Consider the following 18,928-nt stretch of genomic DNA (forward strand, 5'->3'; position numbering starts at 1 on the left):
GGAGCGATGCATAAAATTCAGGCGCATCCTCTGTTTATCGGCCTATACTGAAACTGAAAGCCCGATCCCGGTGGTTGGATCGGGCTGTTGTATCAGAGGGCACGACGTTGCAAACCTGGTCGCTACGCTGGAAACTCACTCTGGGCACCGCCCTGGCAATAACCCTGGCACTCTTTGCCGTGATTGGCACTGGCTGGTACGCCATGCAAACCAATGGTGACCGGGCCGTTGCGGACGCCAGTGAATCAATCGAAACCCTGGTAGAACAGGATCTGGCCAACACGGCAGAACTGATTGCCGGTGATGTTGAAACCTTTCTCAATCGCAGTTTCGATCTGTCACGTGCGCTCAGAGTAGTGCTCGAAAACACCGCCGAAGGAAACTCTGCCGGGCGTGAGCCCATGGAGCGAACGGCCGTCTATGACCTGGTCGAAGCCACACTGGAGGTGGGGCCAAGCCTGGGGTCGGCTTACGTACATATTGAACCCGACGGGTACGACGGCGCCGATCAGTTATACCGCAACGGCACCGAAGACCACAGTGCCCCCCAGGGTAATCTGGATATCTATTGGGTTCGGGACGGGGATGCCATCGAGTATTACCGCACGGAAGAACAATCGTTCAAATACCTGGATTCCGTGGATGAATTCGGCAACCGCGAAGCGGAATGGTTTCTGTGCAGCCGGGATACTCTGGAACCCTGCATCATGGAACCCTACTTATATGAAATTGAAGAAGGCTATGAGGTTTTACTGACGTCACTGGTGCACCCGGTGGTTGTCGGCAACGAGTTTCGGGGTGTTGTGGGCGTCGACATTAATATGCCCCAGGTGCAGGAACAGGTTCTGGCCTATCAGCAAGAGCTCTTTGACGGGGCTGCCAATATTGCCTTGCTCAGCGAATTGGGTCTGTTGGTTGCCAGTTCCGCTTACCCGGAGCGGTTGGGTGAGCTGAACGAACGGGTCGATGCCAGCATGGCTCGCGGGTTGGCGTCGATGACCGGGCAGGTCAAGGCCGATGACAGCACCATTCTGGTCCGGGCTCCGGTCGTCATCGAAGATGCGGGCGTCGAGTGGATCGTGGCGATATCCATCCCCCGGAATATCGCCTTTGCTGCTAGTCAGGCGCTTGAACAAAGTCTGCGTGAGGGCTATCAGTCAACAGCCGCCAGCATGGTCGGTATCGGACTGGTGCTGGTGGTGATTGCCATTGTGCTGATCAGTTTGTGGTTGCGCAGCAGCACGCAACCGATGCGCCAGATGCAAAGCCTGGTGGATGAGCTGGCTGGTGCCGAAAGCGATCTGACCAAGCAACTGACGGTTTCCAGCCATGCTGAACTGATTGCCATTGCCGACGGGTTCAATCGCTTTACCGGCAAATTGCGCGACATGATTCAGGTGTTGAAGCATTCGGCTGCAGAGCTTCGCGATCAGAGCCATATTCTGGTGAAAACCTCCAGCGACACCACCGAAGCAACGTCGGCGCAGCAGGAAGAAATGCAGAGCGTTGCGGCGGCCATGAACGAGATGTCGGCAACCGCTAATGAAGTTGCCCGGCTTGCCAGTGGCACGGCAGGCGATGCCGAGCAATCGAACCAGTCGCTGCAACAGGCGCGCGAAGCCTTCGCGCATACAGTGTCGGAGATCCGGGCAGTGGCGGCGGCGATGACAGAATCCAGTGAGCGGGTTGCGCTGGTTGCCAAGAGCAGTGACAACATCAACGGCATTACCCAGGTCATTGAAGGGATAGCCGAGCAGACCAATTTGCTGGCGCTCAACGCCGCCATCGAAGCGGCCCGGGCCGGAGAACAGGGCCGGGGTTTTGCCGTGGTTGCCGATGAAGTGCGCAGCCTGGCCGGGCGTACCCAGTCCTCAACTGTTGAGATACGAGCCCTGATCCAGACACTGCAGCAGGAAGTCGACGCCGCTGTCGGTCAGATCAAGAGCAGTACCGAGCGCATCAATATCACCGTCAGTGAGGCGGACAACGCCTATCAGCAAATGGAGACAGCGGCCAGCGGCATTGCATCGATCACCGATAATGCCGCCCAGGTGGCGACCGCCGCCGAAGAGCAAAACCAGGTGAATGAAGAAATTAACCGGAACATCAACCGGGTTGAAGTGGCCAGTGTTCGCCTGGCAGAGCTGGCACAGGATGCCCAGGGCGTCAGCGATTCAATGCGCACCATTACCGATGACCTGGACCGGCAGCTCAGCCAGCTTAAAGTGCAGTCATCGGAATAGCGCCCTGATGACCGCAGAGCCAGGTGCACTATGTTTGACCTGAGTCAGTTGGCAGTTAACAGGCCTCTGCTATAGTGGGTGCTCTGCTACTCAAGGAGCACCAATGCGCTGGTTCAAATCCGGAGACGGGATTCTGCTGATACTGGGGCTTATCCCTGTCTCGATTTTTCTACTGAATCATTGGCCTGCACCCTTAGCCGACCCCCTGTACTGGTTTCGCTGGTGTGGTCGTCTGATTGGGGTTTTCGGGCTAACGCTATTGTTATTGGCGGCACTGATGAGCCTGCGGTTGCCGCGGCTCGATATCTACTTTGGGGGTCTGCCCCGGTTGTGGACCCTTCATCGACTGGTTGGCTTTCTCGGGTTTGTGGGCGTTCTGCTTCATGCCTGGTTGCTTGGATTTGCAACGGTCACCCAGGGACGTGCTTTGAGTCTGGCCGGCTTATTTCCTGAGGCATCGAACTGGCCAATTTGGGCTGGTTGGCTCGCCCTGGCGTTGATGGTGGTGTTTCTGGCACCGACCTTCCAGTTTTTTGGTCGGCTCAACTACCAGCGCTGGAAACGGCTGCATTTGTTGTCAGCCCCGGCGCTGATTCTGGCGCTGGTTCATACCCTGCCATTGGCTGCTCAGCCTCTGGTCTGGTGGCTAATGGGCGCATTGTCCATCGGGGCCATTGTTTGGCGCAAAGTCCTTTCACCTCATCTGGGCCGGTCGGCCTGGGAAGTCACCGAGGTGCATCAGCTGAAACACGACGTCGTGGAAATTTGCCTGAAGCCACTGGGCAAGCCGTTGCGTTACATGGCTGGTCAGTTTGTTTACCTGACACCGAACGTGTCTGGTTTGAGTGCCGGTAATCGGGAGGAACACCCTTACACCCTTGCCTCGGCGCCGTCTGATCCGCTGCTGCGTCTGGGCATCAAAGACCTTGGTGATGCCAGCCATGCCTTGCAGCGAGTGCCGCCGGGCAGCCGTATCGAATTAGAAGGCCCCTATGGTGATTTCTACGAGCGACATTACCCGGGGCGCAATCAGCTCTGGCTGGGTGGAGGCATTGGCATTACTCCCTTTGTCAGTGGTGCCCGCGCCATGCTGGATGACAACACCGACACCTCGGTGCATTTGTTCTACCTGTCTCAGGATGAATACCGCTCCTACTACCTGGACGAGCTTCAGGACATTGCCGGCAAGCAGCCGCGTTTTGATATCACGGCTCATCACTTTTCGGTGCAGGGGGCCATCACCGAAGCCTTTCTGGAAACACACTGTCCGGATTTCCGCGAGCGGGAGGTCTACCTGTGCGGGCCGCCGGGCATGATGAGACACCTGATTCCCCTGTTAAAACAAGCCGGACTTTCTGGCGACGCCATTCACAGCGAGGTCTTTGATTTCCTATGAACAAATTTGCGTACTCTGCACTGGTTGCCTTCGTCAGCAGTCTGCTGACCCTGATCACCATCGTTTGGGTGGCCCCGACCGCAGCGGAAACCGAAGGGAAGGTGCGTGAAATCAGTCTGGATGAGCTGGCCAGTCACAACACCGCCGACAGTTGCTGGAAAGAGATAAAAGGGTTGGTTTATGACGTTACCGACTTCATCGACCGGCATCCAACGCCGGCGTCGGTGATGACCGAATGGTGCGGTCGACCTTCTACCGAAGGTTGGGTCGACAAAGGCAATGGCCGGCCTCACAGCGCTGGAGCTGAAGCTCTGCTGGATGATTTTCTGGTGGGCTATCTGGCCGGTGCCGATGTTGACCTGGACGCCTTGAATCAGCCAGCAACCGGGTCAGACACCACGCCTCCCGAGCGGTCTGCGGTTGTTGGAGATGCCGTAACCGGGCCCTATCGCGATGGCAGCTACTATGCAGAAGCCGAACCCGGCAGTCGCGGTACCTTCGGAATCATCGAAATTACCGTCAAGGGCAACCGCATTGTTGGCGTGTATTATGATGAGCTGTCGCGCGATGAGGATGGCACCGTTAATTACCGCAAATCGGCTGACATGAATTATGCCGAACGCTGGCGCCGGGTCAGCGGTGGCGTAACGCAGCTGTCTACCTACCCGGCCTATGAACAGATGTTGATTGAACAGGGTGTACCAGAAGGGGTCGATGCCATCAGCGGGGCCACTGGCGCCTATGACGCCTTTGTCGGGCTGGCAACAGAAGCCCTGTCAGCAGCTCGTTGAATTGAGCCGCCCGCTGAGAGGCAGGCGGCTGGTGTTACCAGCTGTTAGAGTTTTACGATCAGCTTGCCATCGTTGCCACCGGTAAAGAACAGATTCAACCCGGTCATCGCTGATTCGAGCCCTTCCAGGGTGTGCGCCCGGTATTTGATCTTGCCCTGCTGAACGTAGGGCGTCAGTTTTTCCAGCAACTGTGGCGCCTGGTGCAGGTGATCCGGCATGGTGAAACCCTGAATCAGCAGGCGCTTCTTGATGATGTTTATCCAGTTTGGGCCGGGGCTGGGTTCGCGCGCGGTGTAATCAGCGATCATGCCGCACACCATGATGCGCCCGTGTGCATTCATGCGTTCGAATACCCGGTGCTGAATAGGGCCACCGGTATTTTCGAAATAGAGGTCGATGCCCTCTGGCGCCAGTTCATCGAGTTTTGCGCCCAGGTCATCCGTCTTGTAATTAACCGCTCCGTCGAACCCCAGGTCGTTGATGATCCAGCTGGCTTTGTCTTCACTGCCCACCACACCAATCACCCTCAGGCCATCGGCTTTGGCCAACTGGCCGACGATCGACCCAACCGAGCCGGCTGCACCGGATACAACAATGGTTTCACCGGCCTTGGGTTTGCCAATTCCGTACAGGCCCTGAGTGGCCGTCAAACCGGGCAGGGCAAATACCGACAGCAGCATGTCAGCCGGCAGCGATGCATCAACCTTGTTGACGCCTTTGCCCGTGCTGATGGCCAGTTCCTGCCAGCCAAACATGCCCATGACCCGGTCGCCCACTGAGAAATCCGGGTGATTCGATTCGATGACCTCACCCAGACCGGAAGAACGCATCACACTGCCAAGCTCCACCGGGGGAATGTAGCTTTCGGTGTCGGGCGACATCCAGCCCAGCATGGCCGGGTCCAGTGACATGTGGGTCTGGCGAACCAGAAATTCGCCGTCACCGGCGGTTGGAACGGTTTTTTCAACCACCTCGAACAAATCGGGACCAATGGGTCCAGAGGGACGTTTGATCAGGTTTATTGCGGTATAAGTGCTCATGATGTTGGCTCACTGTGTTGATTGAACAAAATCGAATGGTTGTTGGGTCTGATGTCTATTATTGCGACGGCTGAGATGACAAAAAGTGCCAAATGAGCGAATATTTGTTGTCTTAAAAGCAATAGTAAGGGCTTTTCGAAACCGTGGACCAGTTGAGAGCCATCAAGTACTTTGTGAAAGTAGCTGAAACCCGCAGTTTTTCGCGCGCAGCCGAGCACTTTCAGGTACCGCCGTCGTCGTTGTCGCGGCGCGTGGCAGACCTTGAGGCGCATCTCGGTGCGACGTTACTGACCCGCTCGACCCGGGTGGTGCGACTGACTGAAATCGGCCAGCGCTACTACCGGGATATTGTCGATGTGCTGGCACAACTGGATGCAACCCACGAGGCCGTCAGCCTCTACCAGGCCGAGCCCATGGGCCGGTTACGCATCAGTGCCATGGTTGGTTTCGGGGAGCGCATTCTGTTGCCGCTGATGGACCGGTTCAACCAGCGTTACCCGGATGTGCAGCTGGACATAACGCTCAGCGACGAGCTCAGTGTGCTGGATCGGGATGAGGTGGACATCGCCATTCGCGGTGGCTATGCGCCCGATGCCCGGGTCGTCGCCATCAAGTTGATGAATAACGACTTCATCGCCGTAGCGTCACCGGAGTACCTGGCCCGATACGGCACACCCAGGCACCCGCTGGACCTCAAACACCACAAAGGGCTCTATTTTCGTACCCCGCAGGGGCCAACCTGCTGGATATGTGAGCTGGATGACCGCTGGCAGGATGTCTCGGCCCCGGGCGTCGGCTACTCCAATGCCGGTCCCTGGTTGCTGAATCGGGCCATTCGCGGCGATGGCATTCTGATGCTGCCGGGCTGGGTGCTGAAACCCTATCTGGACAGCGGTGAGCTGGTGCCGGTGTTGGTATCTCCTGGCTTGCAGGTGACGACACAGCCGGGTATGGCGATCTATCTGCTGTACCAAAAGACCCGGTATCAGGTTCCCAAAATACGGGCTGCCGTTGATTTTCTGGTGGCCGAAATTCCGATGGTTTGACGCCAGGCTGCCGCTGGCAGGGTTGCTGTGTTGGCCACCCCTGTGGTTTGATCGGCAGGTCTCAGTGTTTCGCCCTCTAATTCAAGGTAATCATGCTACAACTATCCAACGCGGTGTCACTGGCCGACTGGGAGATCGACATTGTCCAGATTCGGGCGCAGGGAGCCGGAGGCCAGAACGTCAATAAAGTCGCTTCTGCGGTGCATTTGCGCTGCGATGTGCCCAAAACCGCCCTGCCGGATTTCTACAAGGAGCGGCTGCTGGCGTTGTCGGACCACCGGATTACCAAAGATGGTGTGATCGTCATCAAGGCGCAGCGGTTTCGAACGTTCGAAAAAAACAAGGACGATGCCCTACAGCGCCTGGCCGAGCTGATTCGCGGTGCGGTAAAACAGGAGAAAGCCCGGCGGCCTACCAAGCCCACCCGGGGTTCGCAGCGTCGCCGGGTAGAGAAGAAAGTTCAGCGCGGCAAGACCAAGGCCATGCGTGGTAAGGTTGAGCCCTGAGGCAAGCGCAATTGGTTTTGCGACCTGCCTGGGAAACGATCATACTGTGAGCTAGTTCCCACATTGGCCATGCCAGGAAACCTGCCCAGAGTGATGCCAGATGACATCGACCACCCCCATCGCTGACTCACCGAAAAGCCGTGTGCTGGCAGATCGTCGCCGTCGCCTGGGCCTGCGTCGTATAGTGCGCTGGCTGTTAGGCCCCGATACCGATACGCTCAAGCAACAGCAATTGATGCTGATCGTGTCAGCTATGCTGTTTTTGCTCGTGGCCGCTGTGTTCAATGGGCTGTTCGGTGTCACACCGCTATTGCTGGTCAGCCTGTACATATCGTCGTTACCGGTGTTGGCCTGGCTATGGTGGCAAGGCCGCTGGCGGGACCGGACCCAGCAGGCAACAACGATTGTGCTGGTCTTATTGTCGTTAATCGTCGCCCCGGCCACCTGGTTTCTCAATGCCGGCTCTCAGGGGCCCACGCTGATCCTCTATCTGGTGCTGGTGAGCTATGCCGTTGGGGTCCAAAGCACACAGAGTCGATCACGACGCGGTGTGCTGGCCCTGTTGCTGGTTTCGCCGGTTGCCTGGCTGCTGGCCGAGCTCTGGGTCCCTCATTGGATAGTGCCTTATCCCGATGCGACGACACGCATTTTTGACCTCATCTTCAGTTACTCTGCCGGTGCCATTCTATTGAGCATTGTCGTTTTCGGCCATGTACGTCGCTTTAGTCAGGAGTTGTACAAGGCCAGTGTCCTGTCGAAACGATTGACCGATATGGCGCGCAAGGACAGCCTGACTGGTTTGCTGAACCACAAGGTCATTCACCAGGGTGTAATGTCAGCCCTTGCGCTCCAGCGCCCCTTCTCGCTAATCATGCTCGATCTGGACCATTTCAAGAAGGTAAACGACCGTAACGGCCATCTATACGGGGATCTCGTTCTGGTGCAATTTGCACTGGTGTTACGTGCCTGCTGTGAACCCTCTAAAGGCCAGGTTGGCAGGGCCGGAGGCGAAGAGTTCCTGGCGATAATTCCCGGGCCTGAAGAGGCAGCGAATGTGTTTCTCGCTCATCTGCGCTCCGAATGGGCTATCTGTCACCTGGAACATGGGCCAGTGACCTTCAGTGCGGGTGCGGCGAGTTGGGCTCCGGGTGACACTCTGAACAGTTTGATTCAACGTGCAGATGATGCCTTGTACGGGGCGAAGGATGGTGGTCGCGATCGCTGGGTGATGGCCGCATCGTCGGGCGAAGGGCTGTGATACACTCAGCGCCAACCAAACTTCAGACCCGACGGGAACCCCATTTCTGATATGCAGCAGTACGATGGACTGATTATCGGTGGCGGTGCCGCCGGCCTGATGTGCGCTGCTGTGGCGGGTCAGCGCGGCAAGCGTATGCTGGTGCTTGAGCATACCAAGAAGGTTGGCAAGAAAATTCTCATGTCGGGTGGCGGACGCTGCAATTTCACCAACTACCAGGTAGAGCCTTCCCATTTTATTTCACAGAACCCGCATTTCTGCGTATCGGCGCTGAAGCGCTATACGCCCTACGACTTTTTGTCACTGGTGCAGAAACACGACCTGGCGTTCCATGAAAAAACGCTGGGGCAGTTGTTCTGTGACCGGTCGTCGAAGGATATCCTGGCGATATTGCTGGCCGAGTGCGAGGCCGCCGGCGTTGAAATTCGCACCCAATGCGACGTCGAGTCCATTGAGTATCAGGCCGAGCAGCAAGATACCCGCTTTCAGCTGAGTACTTCAACAGGCCGGGTAGCGGCACCCTCACTGGTGGTGGCCACCGGTGGCCTGTCGATCCCGACCATGGGGGCGACGGGGTTTGGTTATCAGGTAGCCGGGCAATTTGGTTTGAAAGTGGAGCGGCGGGAAGCCTCGCTGGTGCCTTTCACGCTCTCGGGCGATTTGCTGGAATTGGCTCAGTCGCTGGCAGGTGTTGCCGTGCCGGTCAGTGTCTCCTGCGGTGATGCCCGCTTTCGCGAAGCCATGCTGTTCACTCATAAGGGCCTGAGTGGGCCGGCGATGCTGCAGATCTCCAATTATTGGCAGCCGGGCGAGTCGATCGAAGTCGACTTTCTGCCGGATGTTGCCATTGCCGATTGTCTGGCACAGTGGCGGACAGAGGGTCGCAAGGGCGAGCTTAAAAACGCCCTGGCGCAGTTGCTGCCCAAGCGCTTTGTGCAGGCCTGGCTGGAGCATCATCCATCGGTCAGGTCGCTGGGAAGCACCACCCTGGCCAATCTGAGCAAAGCCGATACCGAAGCACTCGGCCAGGTGCTGCACCGCTGGACGCTGGTGCCGGCGGGCACAGAAGGCTACCGTACGGCGGAAGTGACCCGGGGTGGCGTCAGTACTGACGAAGTATCGTCAAAGACATTTGAGGCAAAGTCGGTGCCTGGGCTCTACTTTATTGGAGAGGTGCTGGACGTAACCGGCTGGCTCGGCGGTTACAATTTTCAGTGGGCCTGGGCCAGCGGACATTGCGCGGCGCAGTATCTGTGACTGCGCAATGCACACGAGCCCGGACTATCCATACCGGATTGGAAGAGGAACTTAACTGAATGAAAGCCCCTGCACGCCTGCAACCTCTGATTGAGGATGGCGTCATCGATGAAGTGATCAGTGCCCTGATGAGTGGCAAGGAAGCGGCTGTGTTTGTGGTCCGCTGTGGCGAAGAAATTCGCTGTGCCAAGGTGTACAAAGACGCCAAAAAACGCAGTTTTAAACAGGCTGCCACCTATACCGAAGGCCGTAAGGTTCGCAGCACCCGTCGCGCCCGGGCCATGGAAAAAGGCTCGCGCTTTGGCCGCAAGCAACAGGAAGAAACCTGGCAGAACGCTGAAGTTGATGCCTTGTACCGGCTAGCGGCGGCGGGCGTTCGGGTGCCGGAACCCTTTGGTTGCATCGACGGTGTCATGATCATGGAGCTGGTAACCGACGACGAGGGCGGTGTCGCACCGCGTCTGGACGACGTAGTGCTGACGCCGGAGCAGGCGCGGGAAGATCATGCGCTGATGATGCATTACGTCAAACTGATGCTGGTCGAAGGCCTGATTCACGGTGACTTGTCTGAATTCAATGTGCTGGTTGATGCCTACGGGCCGGTAATTATCGACCTGCCACAAGCGGTCGATGCAGCGGCCAACAATAACGCTCAGGCCATGCTGAAGCGCGATGTCGATAACATGACCCGCTACTACGGCCAGTTTGCGCCCGAGCTAAATAAAACCCACTACGCCGAAGAACTCTGGGCGCTCTATGAAGCCGGCGATCTGACGGACGAGACCGAACTGACCGGTCACTTTGACGTCGATGAAACAGCCGCCGATGTCGATGGCGTACTGGGCGAAATTGCCGCCATTCTGGCCGAAGAGGAAGAGCGCAAAGGCTGGGAAAACGCCGAGGATCTGGACGACTAGCGTCCTGAGTGTTGAGTTTGGCTTTACATTGTTGCCATGGGTCCGTGTCAGGCACCGGGGGCACCTCTCCGGGGTCGGCGTGAACCCGTCCATGGGGCCTAGACTGCAGCATCCATGCTGCAGACTTCCCCGGATAGGTACCCCCGGCACCTGACACTCAATTGGTTGCTAACTCTGAAATTTGAGTTATGACTTCAACGTGGGCGCTTGAACAAGCGAGTCCGCTCATACAACCCTTCTATTCGTTTCAGTCGTGCGCTGGTCTCTTCCCAGCGCCGTCCCTGAACGCCTGCCAGTAATGCTTCAACCAGTGCCATCAGTGGCGTCAGTGAATCCCAGGCTGAAGGGGCTTCAATGTGGCAGGGCATGGTGTGGCGTGCGTGAACCGCGGCGGGTGAGACCCAACGGTCGGTTATCAGCACAATGTCGACGCCCTGTTCCCGCGCCAGTTCGACCATTTGCACGACAGCCGGTTCGTAGCGACGTACATCGAAGGCGATCAGTACATCGCCCTCTTTCATATCCAGCAAGGCGGTCGGCCAGGTGTTGGGCATGGAAGATAGAACAACCACATCACCGCGCATCACCTTGAGGGCGGTGGCGAAATAGTCCGCGATGGAATGCGTCAGGCGGCCGCCCAGCGTATAGATACGTCGCTTGGGGTCGGAGAGCAATCCGGTGGTCGCATCGAAACTGGCCTGATCGATCTGGCTCAGGGTGGCGTTCAGGTTATCGACCAGCTTGTCGGCAAAGTGGTTCAGTATGTGGGCGCCAGGGTAGGCATCGGCCCACTTGTCGTGTTTGGCCAGCGGGGAGGCCAGCGTATCGCTGAGTTCTTCATGCAGCCCCGCCTGAAAATCCGGATAGCCCTTGTAACCCAGTTTTTGCACCAGTCGCACCACGGTTGGGCTCGAAACCCCGGCTGCCCGGGCAACCGACGCCACCGAACCCAGAACCGTTACCGGAAAATTACCCAGCATGTAGGTGGCTACCTGACGTTCTGCCCGGGTCAGTTTGGGCAGAGCAGTGCGTAACTGGGTCTCGATGGTATGGGATTGCACGTTCATGCGGTCAGGTCTCTGCAGGCATGTGAAAAATAGGGGCGCAGACTGTCTCAAACCGGTGCGTCTTTGACCAGAACAACCCAAGTCAGTGCGTTTTTTCTCTGTATGAAGTTTAGTCATTTTGTTTGATTTGTAACAGTCGATGTAATTCTGAAAAGATATTGACAAGATGCGGAGAGCGTCAGAGACTGGTTTTATCGTTGAGTAGGAAAGGACTGTCCAATGCTGACCGCCGATGCCTGTACCGCGACCGGCACAGCCGGGGCCACCAGGGTTCCCATTGCAACGACAACCTCATATGACCCGGGAGTTCGGTCATGCCTCGCTTGCTGATAGCGTATGTGCGCTGGGTTGAACGTCTGAACTATGGCGTCGGTCGGCTGGCCATGTTCTCGCTGTTTGCGCTGATGGGCATTCTGCTGTGGGGCGCCATCGCACGAGCTGGCTGGCAACCCCAGATCTGGACCGATGAAATGGCCCAGTTTCTGTTGATGGGTTACTTCATGCTGGGTGGTGCCTACGCGATGCAACTGGGCTCGGCTGTGCGGATGGATCTGCTGTACAGCCGCTGGTCCGATCGTACCAAGGCCGCCGTTGATGCCGTCACCATTTTAATGCTGGTGGTTTACCTTGGCATTCTGCTGTGGGGTGGCATTGAAAGCACCCTTTACGCCCTTGAATATTCCGAACGACGACGTGGCCTGTGGCGCCCCTACATGGCCCCCATAAAAATAGTCATGGTCATCGGTATCGTGCTGATGATCCTGCAATGCACTGCCTTTTTTATTCGTGATATCGCCCGGCTGAGAAAGGTGGAGCTCTGATGTCCTACGATCTGATTGCCGCGCTGATGTTCGGTTCTATGCTGGTGATGATGCTGACCGGTCAGCGCATGTTTGGCGTGATCGGGTTTGTGGCGGTGGTTGCATCGGTGTTCTTGTGGGGTGACCGGGGCGGCTACGATCTCGCCTTTGCCCAGACCATTAAGGTGATGAACTGGTACCCGTTGCTGACTTTGCCGATGTTTATTTTCATGGGCTATGTCATGTCGGAATCCCGCCTGGCAGATGACCTGTATCGCATGTTCCATGTCTGGTTCGGCCCCGTGCCCGGCGGCCTGGCCATTGGCACCATTTTGCTGATGGTGCTTATTTCTGCGATGAACGGTTTGTCAGTGGCGGGTATGGCCATTGGCGCAACCATTGCCCTGCCCGAATTGCTGAAACGCTCCTACGATAAACGCATGGTCACCGGCGTCATACAGGCCGGTGCGAGTCTGGGTATTCTGGTGCCGCCGTCGGTGGTAATGGTGCTGTACGCCATGATCGCTCGCCAACCCGTTGGTCAATTATGGCTCGCAGGGGTCTTGCCCGGGTTGTTGTTGGCGTCGCTGTTTATTATCTACATCTGGTTGCGGTGCAAGTTGAACCCGGAGCTGGGTCCGCCCATTTCCGATGAAGACCGAAAGAGCATCAGTCAGGGCGAGAAATACCGGTTACTGTTGGCTGGTCTGATGCCGCTGGGTATTTTCGCCGTCATGATGGTGCCCTTTGTGATGGGCTATACCCGTCTGGTGGAAAGCTCGGTTATTGGTGCCCTGGCGGCGACCGCAGTGTCTGTTTTCAAAGGACGGATGAGCTGGCGGGTTCTGGAGGTCTGCAGCCGTAACACCCTCGCCATCAGTTGCATGTTCCTGTGGATTATTCTGGCCGCACTTGCCTTTGGTGCGGTTTTCGATGGGCTTAGAGCCGTCGATTTTGTGCGCAATCTGTTTATGGACAACCTGGGCTTGGGGCGCTGGGAAATTCTGATATTAATGCAACTCAGCTTTATTCTGATGGGCACCTTTCTCGACGATACCGCCATGCTGGTGATTGTTGCACCGCTCTATGTACCTATCGTCAGCATGCTGGAATTCAACCTCATCTGGTACGGCGTGTTGTACACCATTACCTGCCAGATTGCCTATATGACACCGCCCTTTGGCTACAACCTGTTTTTAATGCGTGCCATGGCACCGAACGACGTAACGCTGAGTGACATCTATCGATCCATAATTCCGTTTGTGGGTGTAATGATTCTCGGTTTAATCATAGTGATGGTGTTTCCCCAAATCGCACTCTGGTTGCCCGAGACCCTTTACAACCGCTGATAAAAAGGCTGCGCTGGTGCAACCTTTGTTTCAACTGGAAAGAGGGAAATACCATGACATCAAGACGTACGTTCATTAAGGCCGGTGCAATGGCTGGCGCAGCTGCCATAACAGCTCCCAAGGTACTGGCAGAATCGACCATCCGCTGGCGTTTGCAAACCTATGCCGGGTCGTCACTCGGTGCTCAGGTGATCAAACCTGCTGTTGATATGTTCAATGCCATAGCGGGCGATGAAATGCAGATCGATCTGTTTTATGCCGACCAGCTGGTACCAACGTCCGAACTGTTTCAGGCGATGCAGCGCGGTACCATCGATGCGGTGCAGTCTGACGACGATTCAATGATGTCACCCACCGACGTGACCGTGTTTGGCGGTTATTTTCCCTTTGCCAGTCGTTACTCCCTGGATGTACCGGCGCTGTTCAACGACTGGGGTTTGAATGAAATCTGGGCCGAGCAATACGCCTCTGTGGGCGTGAAGCACATCTCCGCCGGTTCCTGGGATCCCTGTCACTTTATTACCACGTCACCCATTACCAGTTTGTCGCAACTGGAAGGCAAGCGGGTGTTTACCTTTCCGACTGCAGGCCGCTTCCTGAACCAGTTCGGTGTTGTGCCGGTTACGGTGCCCTGGGAAGACGTCGAAATCGCGTTGCAGACCGGTGAAATCGACGGCGTTGCCTGGTGCGGTATTACCGAAGCCTATGAAGTGGGTTGGGCTGATATCTGTTCGCATTTTCTGACCAACAACATATCCGGTGCCTGGATTGGCCATTTCTTTGCCAACATGGAACGCTGGAATGAATTGCCGGCGCATTTGCAAACCCTGATGGCCGCTTGCTTCGAGCAATCGCATTACTATCGCCAGCACTGGTACTGGGCCGGCGAAGCCCGGTTGCGCACCCAGGGGACCAAGCTGGAACTGACGTCGATTCCGGATGCAGAGTGGGCGCAGGTCGAGCAGGCAGCGCGGGTTTTCTGGGACGACATCGCCGAAGAATCGGAAACCGCTGCGCGCGTTGTGCAGATTTTCAAAGATTACAACGCGGCGATGGACCGGGCCGGACGCCCCTACCGTTACAGTTGATGGTTGTTCGCCCAGCGACGAACGGTCAGGTAATCCTGCAGTAGCCGGTCGGGCTCGAAATGCAGCCGACCGGTCAGGGTTCGGGTCGGTTCAAGCACGGCCTGCAACCGGCCGTCGTTGTTGATAAGAAACAATGTTAACCCGTGTGTGACCTGCACCGAGCCCTGTTCATCCTGAGTCACGCTGGCATGGATGCCCAATGCCGATTCAAATGCTTCGGCATCCTGACCTGAAGCTGCACGCCAACCGCTGAACTGTTCATGAAACCAGGGTAGGTAGTCGGCCAGTTGCGCCAGTGAATCCCGACCCGGATCGACCGTATAAAAATGCAGTCTCAGATCAGTGAATTGTGATTGCTGGTCGAGCGCGCGTTTAAACTGGGCCATTTCCACCAGGGTTGTCGGGCAAATATCGGGGCAATGCGTGAACCCATAACTGATCAGGTGCCAGTCGCCGGGCAAGGTGTTTGGCGTAACCACCGGCCCTTTGTGTTGCTCCAGCCTGAATGCCGGCAGAGGCTGGGCGGGCATCAGCCAGGCACCCTGTATTGCGGGAAGCGAGGGCACCGCAGGTGCTATTACCCACAGGGCGAAGCCAACAAGCAAGATAAGAATAACCGGCGGAGCAATGAACGGGATCAGTCTGGCACCTTGCACAATAGCCGCTACCCCGCCAGGAACATCAGTCGGCTGGTCATGGTGTAATTGCCTTCAATGGCCATAAAGGCAATAAAGATGGGAATTGCCAGAGTGGGTACCAGTAAGGCCACACGCAGGGTGATGGGCTCCCAGGCGAAATGCATGAACACACTGAGAATCAGGCCGGCCTTGAGGAACATGAAAATCAGAATCAGGCTCCAGCGTAGCAGGCCCTGAAACTGTAAATAATCGACCATGTACGACAGGGTGCTGAGGACAAACAATAACCCCCAGACTTTAAAATACAGGCTTAACGGGTGCTGCTGACCCTGAGTGTCTGCGCTCATATTTCCTCCTGACGCGGGCCGGTTGTGACCGGCTTACCATAAATAGAAAAAGGCAAAAATAAACACCCAGACGAGATCGACAAAGTGCCAGTACAAGCCGGTGATCTCGACAATCTGGAAACCCCTTTTATCGTAGTGACCCAGTTTTACCTTGATCGCAACGATGGTTAAATAAATCACCCCGCCGGTAACGTGAAGGCCATGAAAACCGGTAATCATAAAGAAGGTGGAGCCAAACTGGGCGGCACCCAGCGGATTACCCCAGGGGCGAATGCCTTCTTCGACAATCAGTTTGCTCCACTCGTAAGCCTGCATGCCAACGAAGCTGAAACCCAGTACCGCTGTGGTAATCATTAACCAGAATGTGGCGTTCTTGTTGCCCTGATAGGCCGTGTTAACCGCCATCGCCATGGTGCCGCTGCTGGTAATCAGAATAAACGTCATGATGGCGATGAGCAGCAACGGAATGTGTTCACCGCCGACCACCAGGGCAAAGACCTCGCTGGTCAGTGGCCAGGCTTCAGTCGCCGAGATGCGCACGTTCATGTAGCCAATCAGAAACAGGCTGAAGATAAAGGTGTCGCTGACCAGAAACACCCACATCATGACCTTGCCCCAGTTGACCTTGAAGGCTTCCTTGTCGGCCGACCAGTCGACAATCAGGTGTTGCCAGTAACCCTGGGGCTTGCTGTTCATTTCCGTCATGGTGGTTACCCCAGGCCGCAAGCGGCGGCAATTAAGGCGTAGGTTTCAGGCGTACGGGTGAGCAAAACAAACAGCAGTAACCACAACGCCAGTAAATAATGCCAGTAGGTGGTACAGGCTTTAACGGCAACGGCGACCTGCTCAATGCTGCACCCCTGACCAATGTGAATAAAAACCCGCACAACCGCGAGCACACCACCAAACAGATGCAGGGCATGCAAACCGGTAAACAGATAGAAGTAGGCATTGGCCGGGTTTTCGCTGACGCCGTAGCCCAGGTTGGCAAGGTAATTCCAGGTGGTCCATTGCGCCATAATGAACACCAGCGCCAGGAAACCGCCGACGCTGATACCCAGCATAACGCCATCGGGCCGTTGTGTTTTCACCGAATGCCAGGCCCAGTGCATGGCGGCACTGGCTACAACCAGAATGGCCGTGGTGGCCCAAAGCCTGGGGCTCTGGTTGAACGGCAACCACGGCTCGCCAGCCAGCGCCTGAAAGTCCGGGTACTGGGACCGGGTCAGAAAGGTCACAAAAATCAGCACAAAGGCAATGCTGACCACCATCAGTAAAAACCGAAGGGCAATCTGGGCCGGGGGAGTGCCGCTCCGGGCATCATACGCGATTGAACCATCGGGCATGGCCAGCCAGGGTTTTTCAGTCAGAGCGCTGAAGCCTTTCATGTCGATTCCCTCCCGGTTGCGGTGCGGTCGTAGCCTGGTTCGTAGGTCACGTCGCTGTCGGGTACGTGCTGCGGTATGAAATCGTCCACGACGCCCGGTACGCTGTAATCGTAAGCCCAGCGATATACGGTAGGCAGTTCCTTACCCCAGTTGCCATGGTGTGGCGGGACATCCGGCGTGTGCCATTCAAGCGAGGCTGCATCCCAGGGGTTGATGCGGGACTTGGGTTCCCGCTTAATCGTCCAGAACAGGTTGAAGATAAAAATCAGCTGGAATAACGCAACAATGATGACGGCGATGGTGATGTTCGCATTGAGTGCATGGGCCGAATCGGGAATGAAACTGGTGTCACCCAGAGCGTAGTAGCGTCGTGGAACCCCGAGGAACCCGATGTAGTGCATCGGCAGATAAATGGCGTAGGTACCGAGAAAGGTGCCCCAGAAGTGAATCATGCCCAAACGGGTATTGAGCTGTTTGCCGGTCACCAGCGGGAACCAGTGATAAATGGCGGCAAACAGCACCATGATCGGTGAGACCCCCATCACCATGTGAAAGTGGGCAACAACAAAGAAGGTATCGGACAGCGGCAGGTCAATGACAACATTGCCCAGAAACAGGCCGCTTAAGCCGCCATGGGTAAAGGTGAAAATAAACCCGATGGCAAACAGCATGGGCACGGTCAGGTGAATGTTGCCCTGCCATAGTGTCAGTACCCAGTTGTACACCTTGATCGCCGTAGGAACCGCAATGATCAGCGTGGTGGTGGCGAAGAAAAACCCGAAATAGGGGTTCATGCCACTGACATACATGTGGTGCGCCCAGACCACAAAGCTGAGCCCGCCAATAATAACGATGGCCCAGACCATCATCCGGTAGCCGAAGATGTTCTTGCGCGCATGCACACTGAGTACATCGCTGACCATACCAAACGCAGGCAGTGCCACTATGTACACTTCCGGGTGCCCGAAAAACCAGAACAAATGCTGAAACAGGATTGGGCTACCGCCTTCATAGTCGGTTGCCTCACCCAGCGATACGATGGCGGGCATAAAAAAGCTGGTGCCGAGCAGGGAATCAAACAGCATCATAATGGCGCTGACCAGCAGGGCCGGGAAGGCAAACAGACCTAGAATGGTGGCCGTGAAAATGCCCCAGATGGTCAGTGGCATGCGCATCAGCGTCATGCCACGCGTGCGCGCCTGAAGAATGGTCGACACATAATTCAGGCCACCCATGGTAAAGGCGATGATAAAAATAGCCAGAGAGGCGAGCATCAACACAATGCCCCAGCCCGAGCCCGGCGTTCCTTCAAGAATCGACTGGGGTGGATAGAGTGTCCAGCCAGCACCGGTTGGCCCGCCAGGCACAAAAAAGCTGGAGAGCAGTACCAGTACCGATACAAAATAGAACCAGAAGCTGAGCATGTTCAGGTAGGGGAAAACCATGTCGCGGGTGCCGACCATCAGCGGAATCAGGTAATTGCCGAAACCGCCCAGCAACAGTGCCGTTAGCAAATAGATCACCATGATCATGCCGTGCATGGTCACGAATTGCAGGTACATGTTGGGATTGATGAAGTCGAACTGGTCGGGGAAACCCAGTTGCAAGCGCATCACCACCGACAGCAACAGGGCAACCAGCCCGACAAAGATCGCGGTACAGGCATATTGAACGGCGATGACCTTGTGATCCTGACTCCAGATGTACTTGCCGATAAAGGTTCGGGGGTGATGCAGCTCGGGTTCCTGATCGGCAATGGCAATGTGTGTCATGGTAGATCCCTGTGCAAAGGTTCTT

General features: G+C 56.4%; 18 protein-coding genes. 11 read left to right on the forward strand and 7 right to left on the reverse strand.

The window, feature by feature from the left end:
• The first annotated feature begins 107 nt into the window (after positions 1 to 107).
• The 3 genes from ACHUE7_RS11630 (at position 108) to ACHUE7_RS11640 (ending at position 4,430) form a co-directional block, all read left to right on the forward strand.
• Positions 108 to 2,243, forward strand: coding sequence for a methyl-accepting chemotaxis protein (locus ACHUE7_RS11630; protein WP_394170108.1), 2,136 nt, complete (start codon positions 108 to 110; stop codon positions 2,241 to 2,243).
• Between the two features lie 103 nt (positions 2,244 to 2,346).
• Positions 2,347 to 3,639, forward strand: coding sequence for a ferredoxin reductase family protein (locus tag ACHUE7_RS11635; RefSeq protein WP_394170109.1), 1,293 nt, complete (start codon positions 2,347 to 2,349; stop codon positions 3,637 to 3,639).
• Positions 3,636 to 4,430 carry a cytochrome b5 domain-containing protein gene (locus tag ACHUE7_RS11640; RefSeq protein WP_394170110.1) on the forward strand — a complete coding sequence of 265 codons (795 nt, stop codon included), beginning with the start codon at positions 3,636 to 3,638 and terminating at the stop codon, positions 4,428 to 4,430. Before ACHUE7_RS11635 ends, ACHUE7_RS11640 begins: the two co-directional genes overlap by 4 nt.
• Positions 4,431 to 4,474: 44 nt before the next feature.
• Here ACHUE7_RS11640 and ACHUE7_RS11645 read toward each other — a convergent pair whose 3' ends face one another.
• Positions 4,475 to 5,470: an NADP-dependent oxidoreductase gene (locus tag ACHUE7_RS11645; RefSeq protein ID WP_394170111.1), complete on the reverse strand. Its 996-nt coding sequence runs from the start codon at positions 5,468 to 5,470 to the stop codon at positions 4,475 to 4,477.
• 143 nt (positions 5,471 to 5,613) lie between these two features.
• On the opposite strand from ACHUE7_RS11645, the gene ACHUE7_RS11650 reads away from it, so the two are divergent.
• The 5 genes from ACHUE7_RS11650 to ACHUE7_RS11670 all read left to right on the forward strand — a co-directional run bounded on the left by ACHUE7_RS11650 (position 5,614) and on the right by ACHUE7_RS11670 (position 10,454).
• A complete protein-coding gene (locus ACHUE7_RS11650; RefSeq protein WP_394170112.1) occupies positions 5,614 to 6,516 on the forward strand; it encodes a LysR family transcriptional regulator in 903 nt (300 codons plus the stop codon).
• Positions 6,517 to 6,608: 92 nt separating this feature from the next.
• A complete protein-coding gene (gene arfB / locus ACHUE7_RS11655) occupies positions 6,609 to 7,022 on the forward strand; it encodes an alternative ribosome rescue aminoacyl-tRNA hydrolase ArfB (protein WP_213677192.1) in 414 nt (137 codons plus the stop codon).
• Positions 7,023 to 7,122: 100 nt separating this feature from the next.
• Positions 7,123 to 8,280 (forward strand): GGDEF domain-containing protein, encoded by a 1,158-nt coding sequence (locus ACHUE7_RS11660; RefSeq protein ID WP_394170113.1) that lies wholly within the window; start codon positions 7,123 to 7,125, stop codon positions 8,278 to 8,280.
• 51 nt (positions 8,281 to 8,331) lie between these two features.
• A complete protein-coding gene (locus tag ACHUE7_RS11665; protein ID WP_394170114.1) occupies positions 8,332 to 9,537 on the forward strand; it encodes a BaiN/RdsA family NAD(P)/FAD-dependent oxidoreductase in 1,206 nt (401 codons plus the stop codon).
• A gap of 59 nt (positions 9,538 to 9,596) precedes the next feature.
• Complete coding sequence (locus tag ACHUE7_RS11670; protein ID WP_394170115.1) at positions 9,597 to 10,454, forward strand: PA4780 family RIO1-like protein kinase; 858 nt, start codon at positions 9,597 to 9,599, stop codon at positions 10,452 to 10,454.
• Between the two features lie 194 nt (positions 10,455 to 10,648).
• Here ACHUE7_RS11670 and ACHUE7_RS11675 read toward each other — a convergent pair whose 3' ends face one another.
• Positions 10,649 to 11,521 (reverse strand): MurR/RpiR family transcriptional regulator, encoded by an 873-nt coding sequence (locus ACHUE7_RS11675; RefSeq protein WP_394170116.1) that lies wholly within the window; start codon positions 11,519 to 11,521, stop codon positions 10,649 to 10,651.
• 314 nt (positions 11,522 to 11,835) lie between these two features.
• On the opposite strand from ACHUE7_RS11675, the gene ACHUE7_RS11680 reads away from it, so the two are divergent.
• The 3 genes from ACHUE7_RS11680 to ACHUE7_RS11690 are packed head-to-tail and all read left to right on the forward strand — an operon-like array spanning position 11,836 to position 14,758.
• Positions 11,836 to 12,342 (forward strand): TRAP transporter small permease subunit, encoded by a 507-nt coding sequence (locus ACHUE7_RS11680; protein ID WP_394170117.1) that lies wholly within the window; start codon positions 11,836 to 11,838, stop codon positions 12,340 to 12,342.
• Positions 12,342 to 13,670, forward strand: a complete 1,329-nt coding sequence (locus ACHUE7_RS11685; protein ID WP_394170118.1) for a TRAP transporter large permease — start codon at positions 12,342 to 12,344, stop codon at positions 13,668 to 13,670. Before ACHUE7_RS11680 ends, ACHUE7_RS11685 begins: the two co-directional genes overlap by 1 nt.
• 53 nt (positions 13,671 to 13,723) lie before the next feature.
• The gene (locus ACHUE7_RS11690; protein ID WP_127556074.1) at positions 13,724 to 14,758 is read left to right on the forward strand and encodes a TRAP transporter substrate-binding protein; all 1,035 of its coding nucleotides are present in this window, start codon (positions 13,724 to 13,726) and stop codon (positions 14,756 to 14,758) included.
• Here ACHUE7_RS11690 and ACHUE7_RS11695 read toward each other — a convergent pair.
• Genes ACHUE7_RS11695 through ACHUE7_RS11715 form a run of 5 tightly spaced genes read right to left on the reverse strand, consistent with a single transcriptional unit; the run spans position 14,749 to position 18,903 of the window.
• Positions 14,749 to 15,414: an SCO family protein gene (locus ACHUE7_RS11695; protein ID WP_394170119.1), complete on the reverse strand. Its 666-nt coding sequence runs from the start codon at positions 15,412 to 15,414 to the stop codon at positions 14,749 to 14,751. The genes ACHUE7_RS11690 and ACHUE7_RS11695 overlap by 10 nt on opposite strands.
• Before the next feature lie 8 nt (positions 15,415 to 15,422).
• On the reverse strand, positions 15,423 to 15,743 hold the full coding sequence (locus tag ACHUE7_RS11700) for a cytochrome C oxidase subunit IV family protein (protein WP_394170120.1): 321 nt from the start codon (positions 15,741 to 15,743) through the stop codon (positions 15,423 to 15,425).
• Between the two features lie 33 nt (positions 15,744 to 15,776).
• Positions 15,777 to 16,448, reverse strand: a complete 672-nt coding sequence (locus ACHUE7_RS11705; protein ID WP_394170121.1) for a heme-copper oxidase subunit III family protein — start codon at positions 16,446 to 16,448, stop codon at positions 15,777 to 15,779.
• A 5-nt stretch (positions 16,449 to 16,453) separates the two neighbouring features.
• On the reverse strand, positions 16,454 to 17,131 hold the full coding sequence (locus ACHUE7_RS11710; protein ID WP_394170122.1) for a cytochrome c oxidase subunit 3: 678 nt from the start codon (positions 17,129 to 17,131) through the stop codon (positions 16,454 to 16,456).
• Positions 17,128 to 18,903, reverse strand: coding sequence for a cbb3-type cytochrome c oxidase subunit I (locus ACHUE7_RS11715; RefSeq protein ID WP_394170123.1), 1,776 nt, complete (start codon positions 18,901 to 18,903; stop codon positions 17,128 to 17,130). Before ACHUE7_RS11715 ends, ACHUE7_RS11710 begins: the two co-directional genes overlap by 4 nt.
• Positions 18,904 to 18,928 lie beyond the last annotated feature (25 nt).

Source organism: Saccharospirillum alexandrii (assembly GCF_043641555.1).
GTDB lineage: Bacteria > Pseudomonadota > Gammaproteobacteria > Pseudomonadales > Natronospirillaceae > Saccharospirillum > Saccharospirillum alexandrii_A.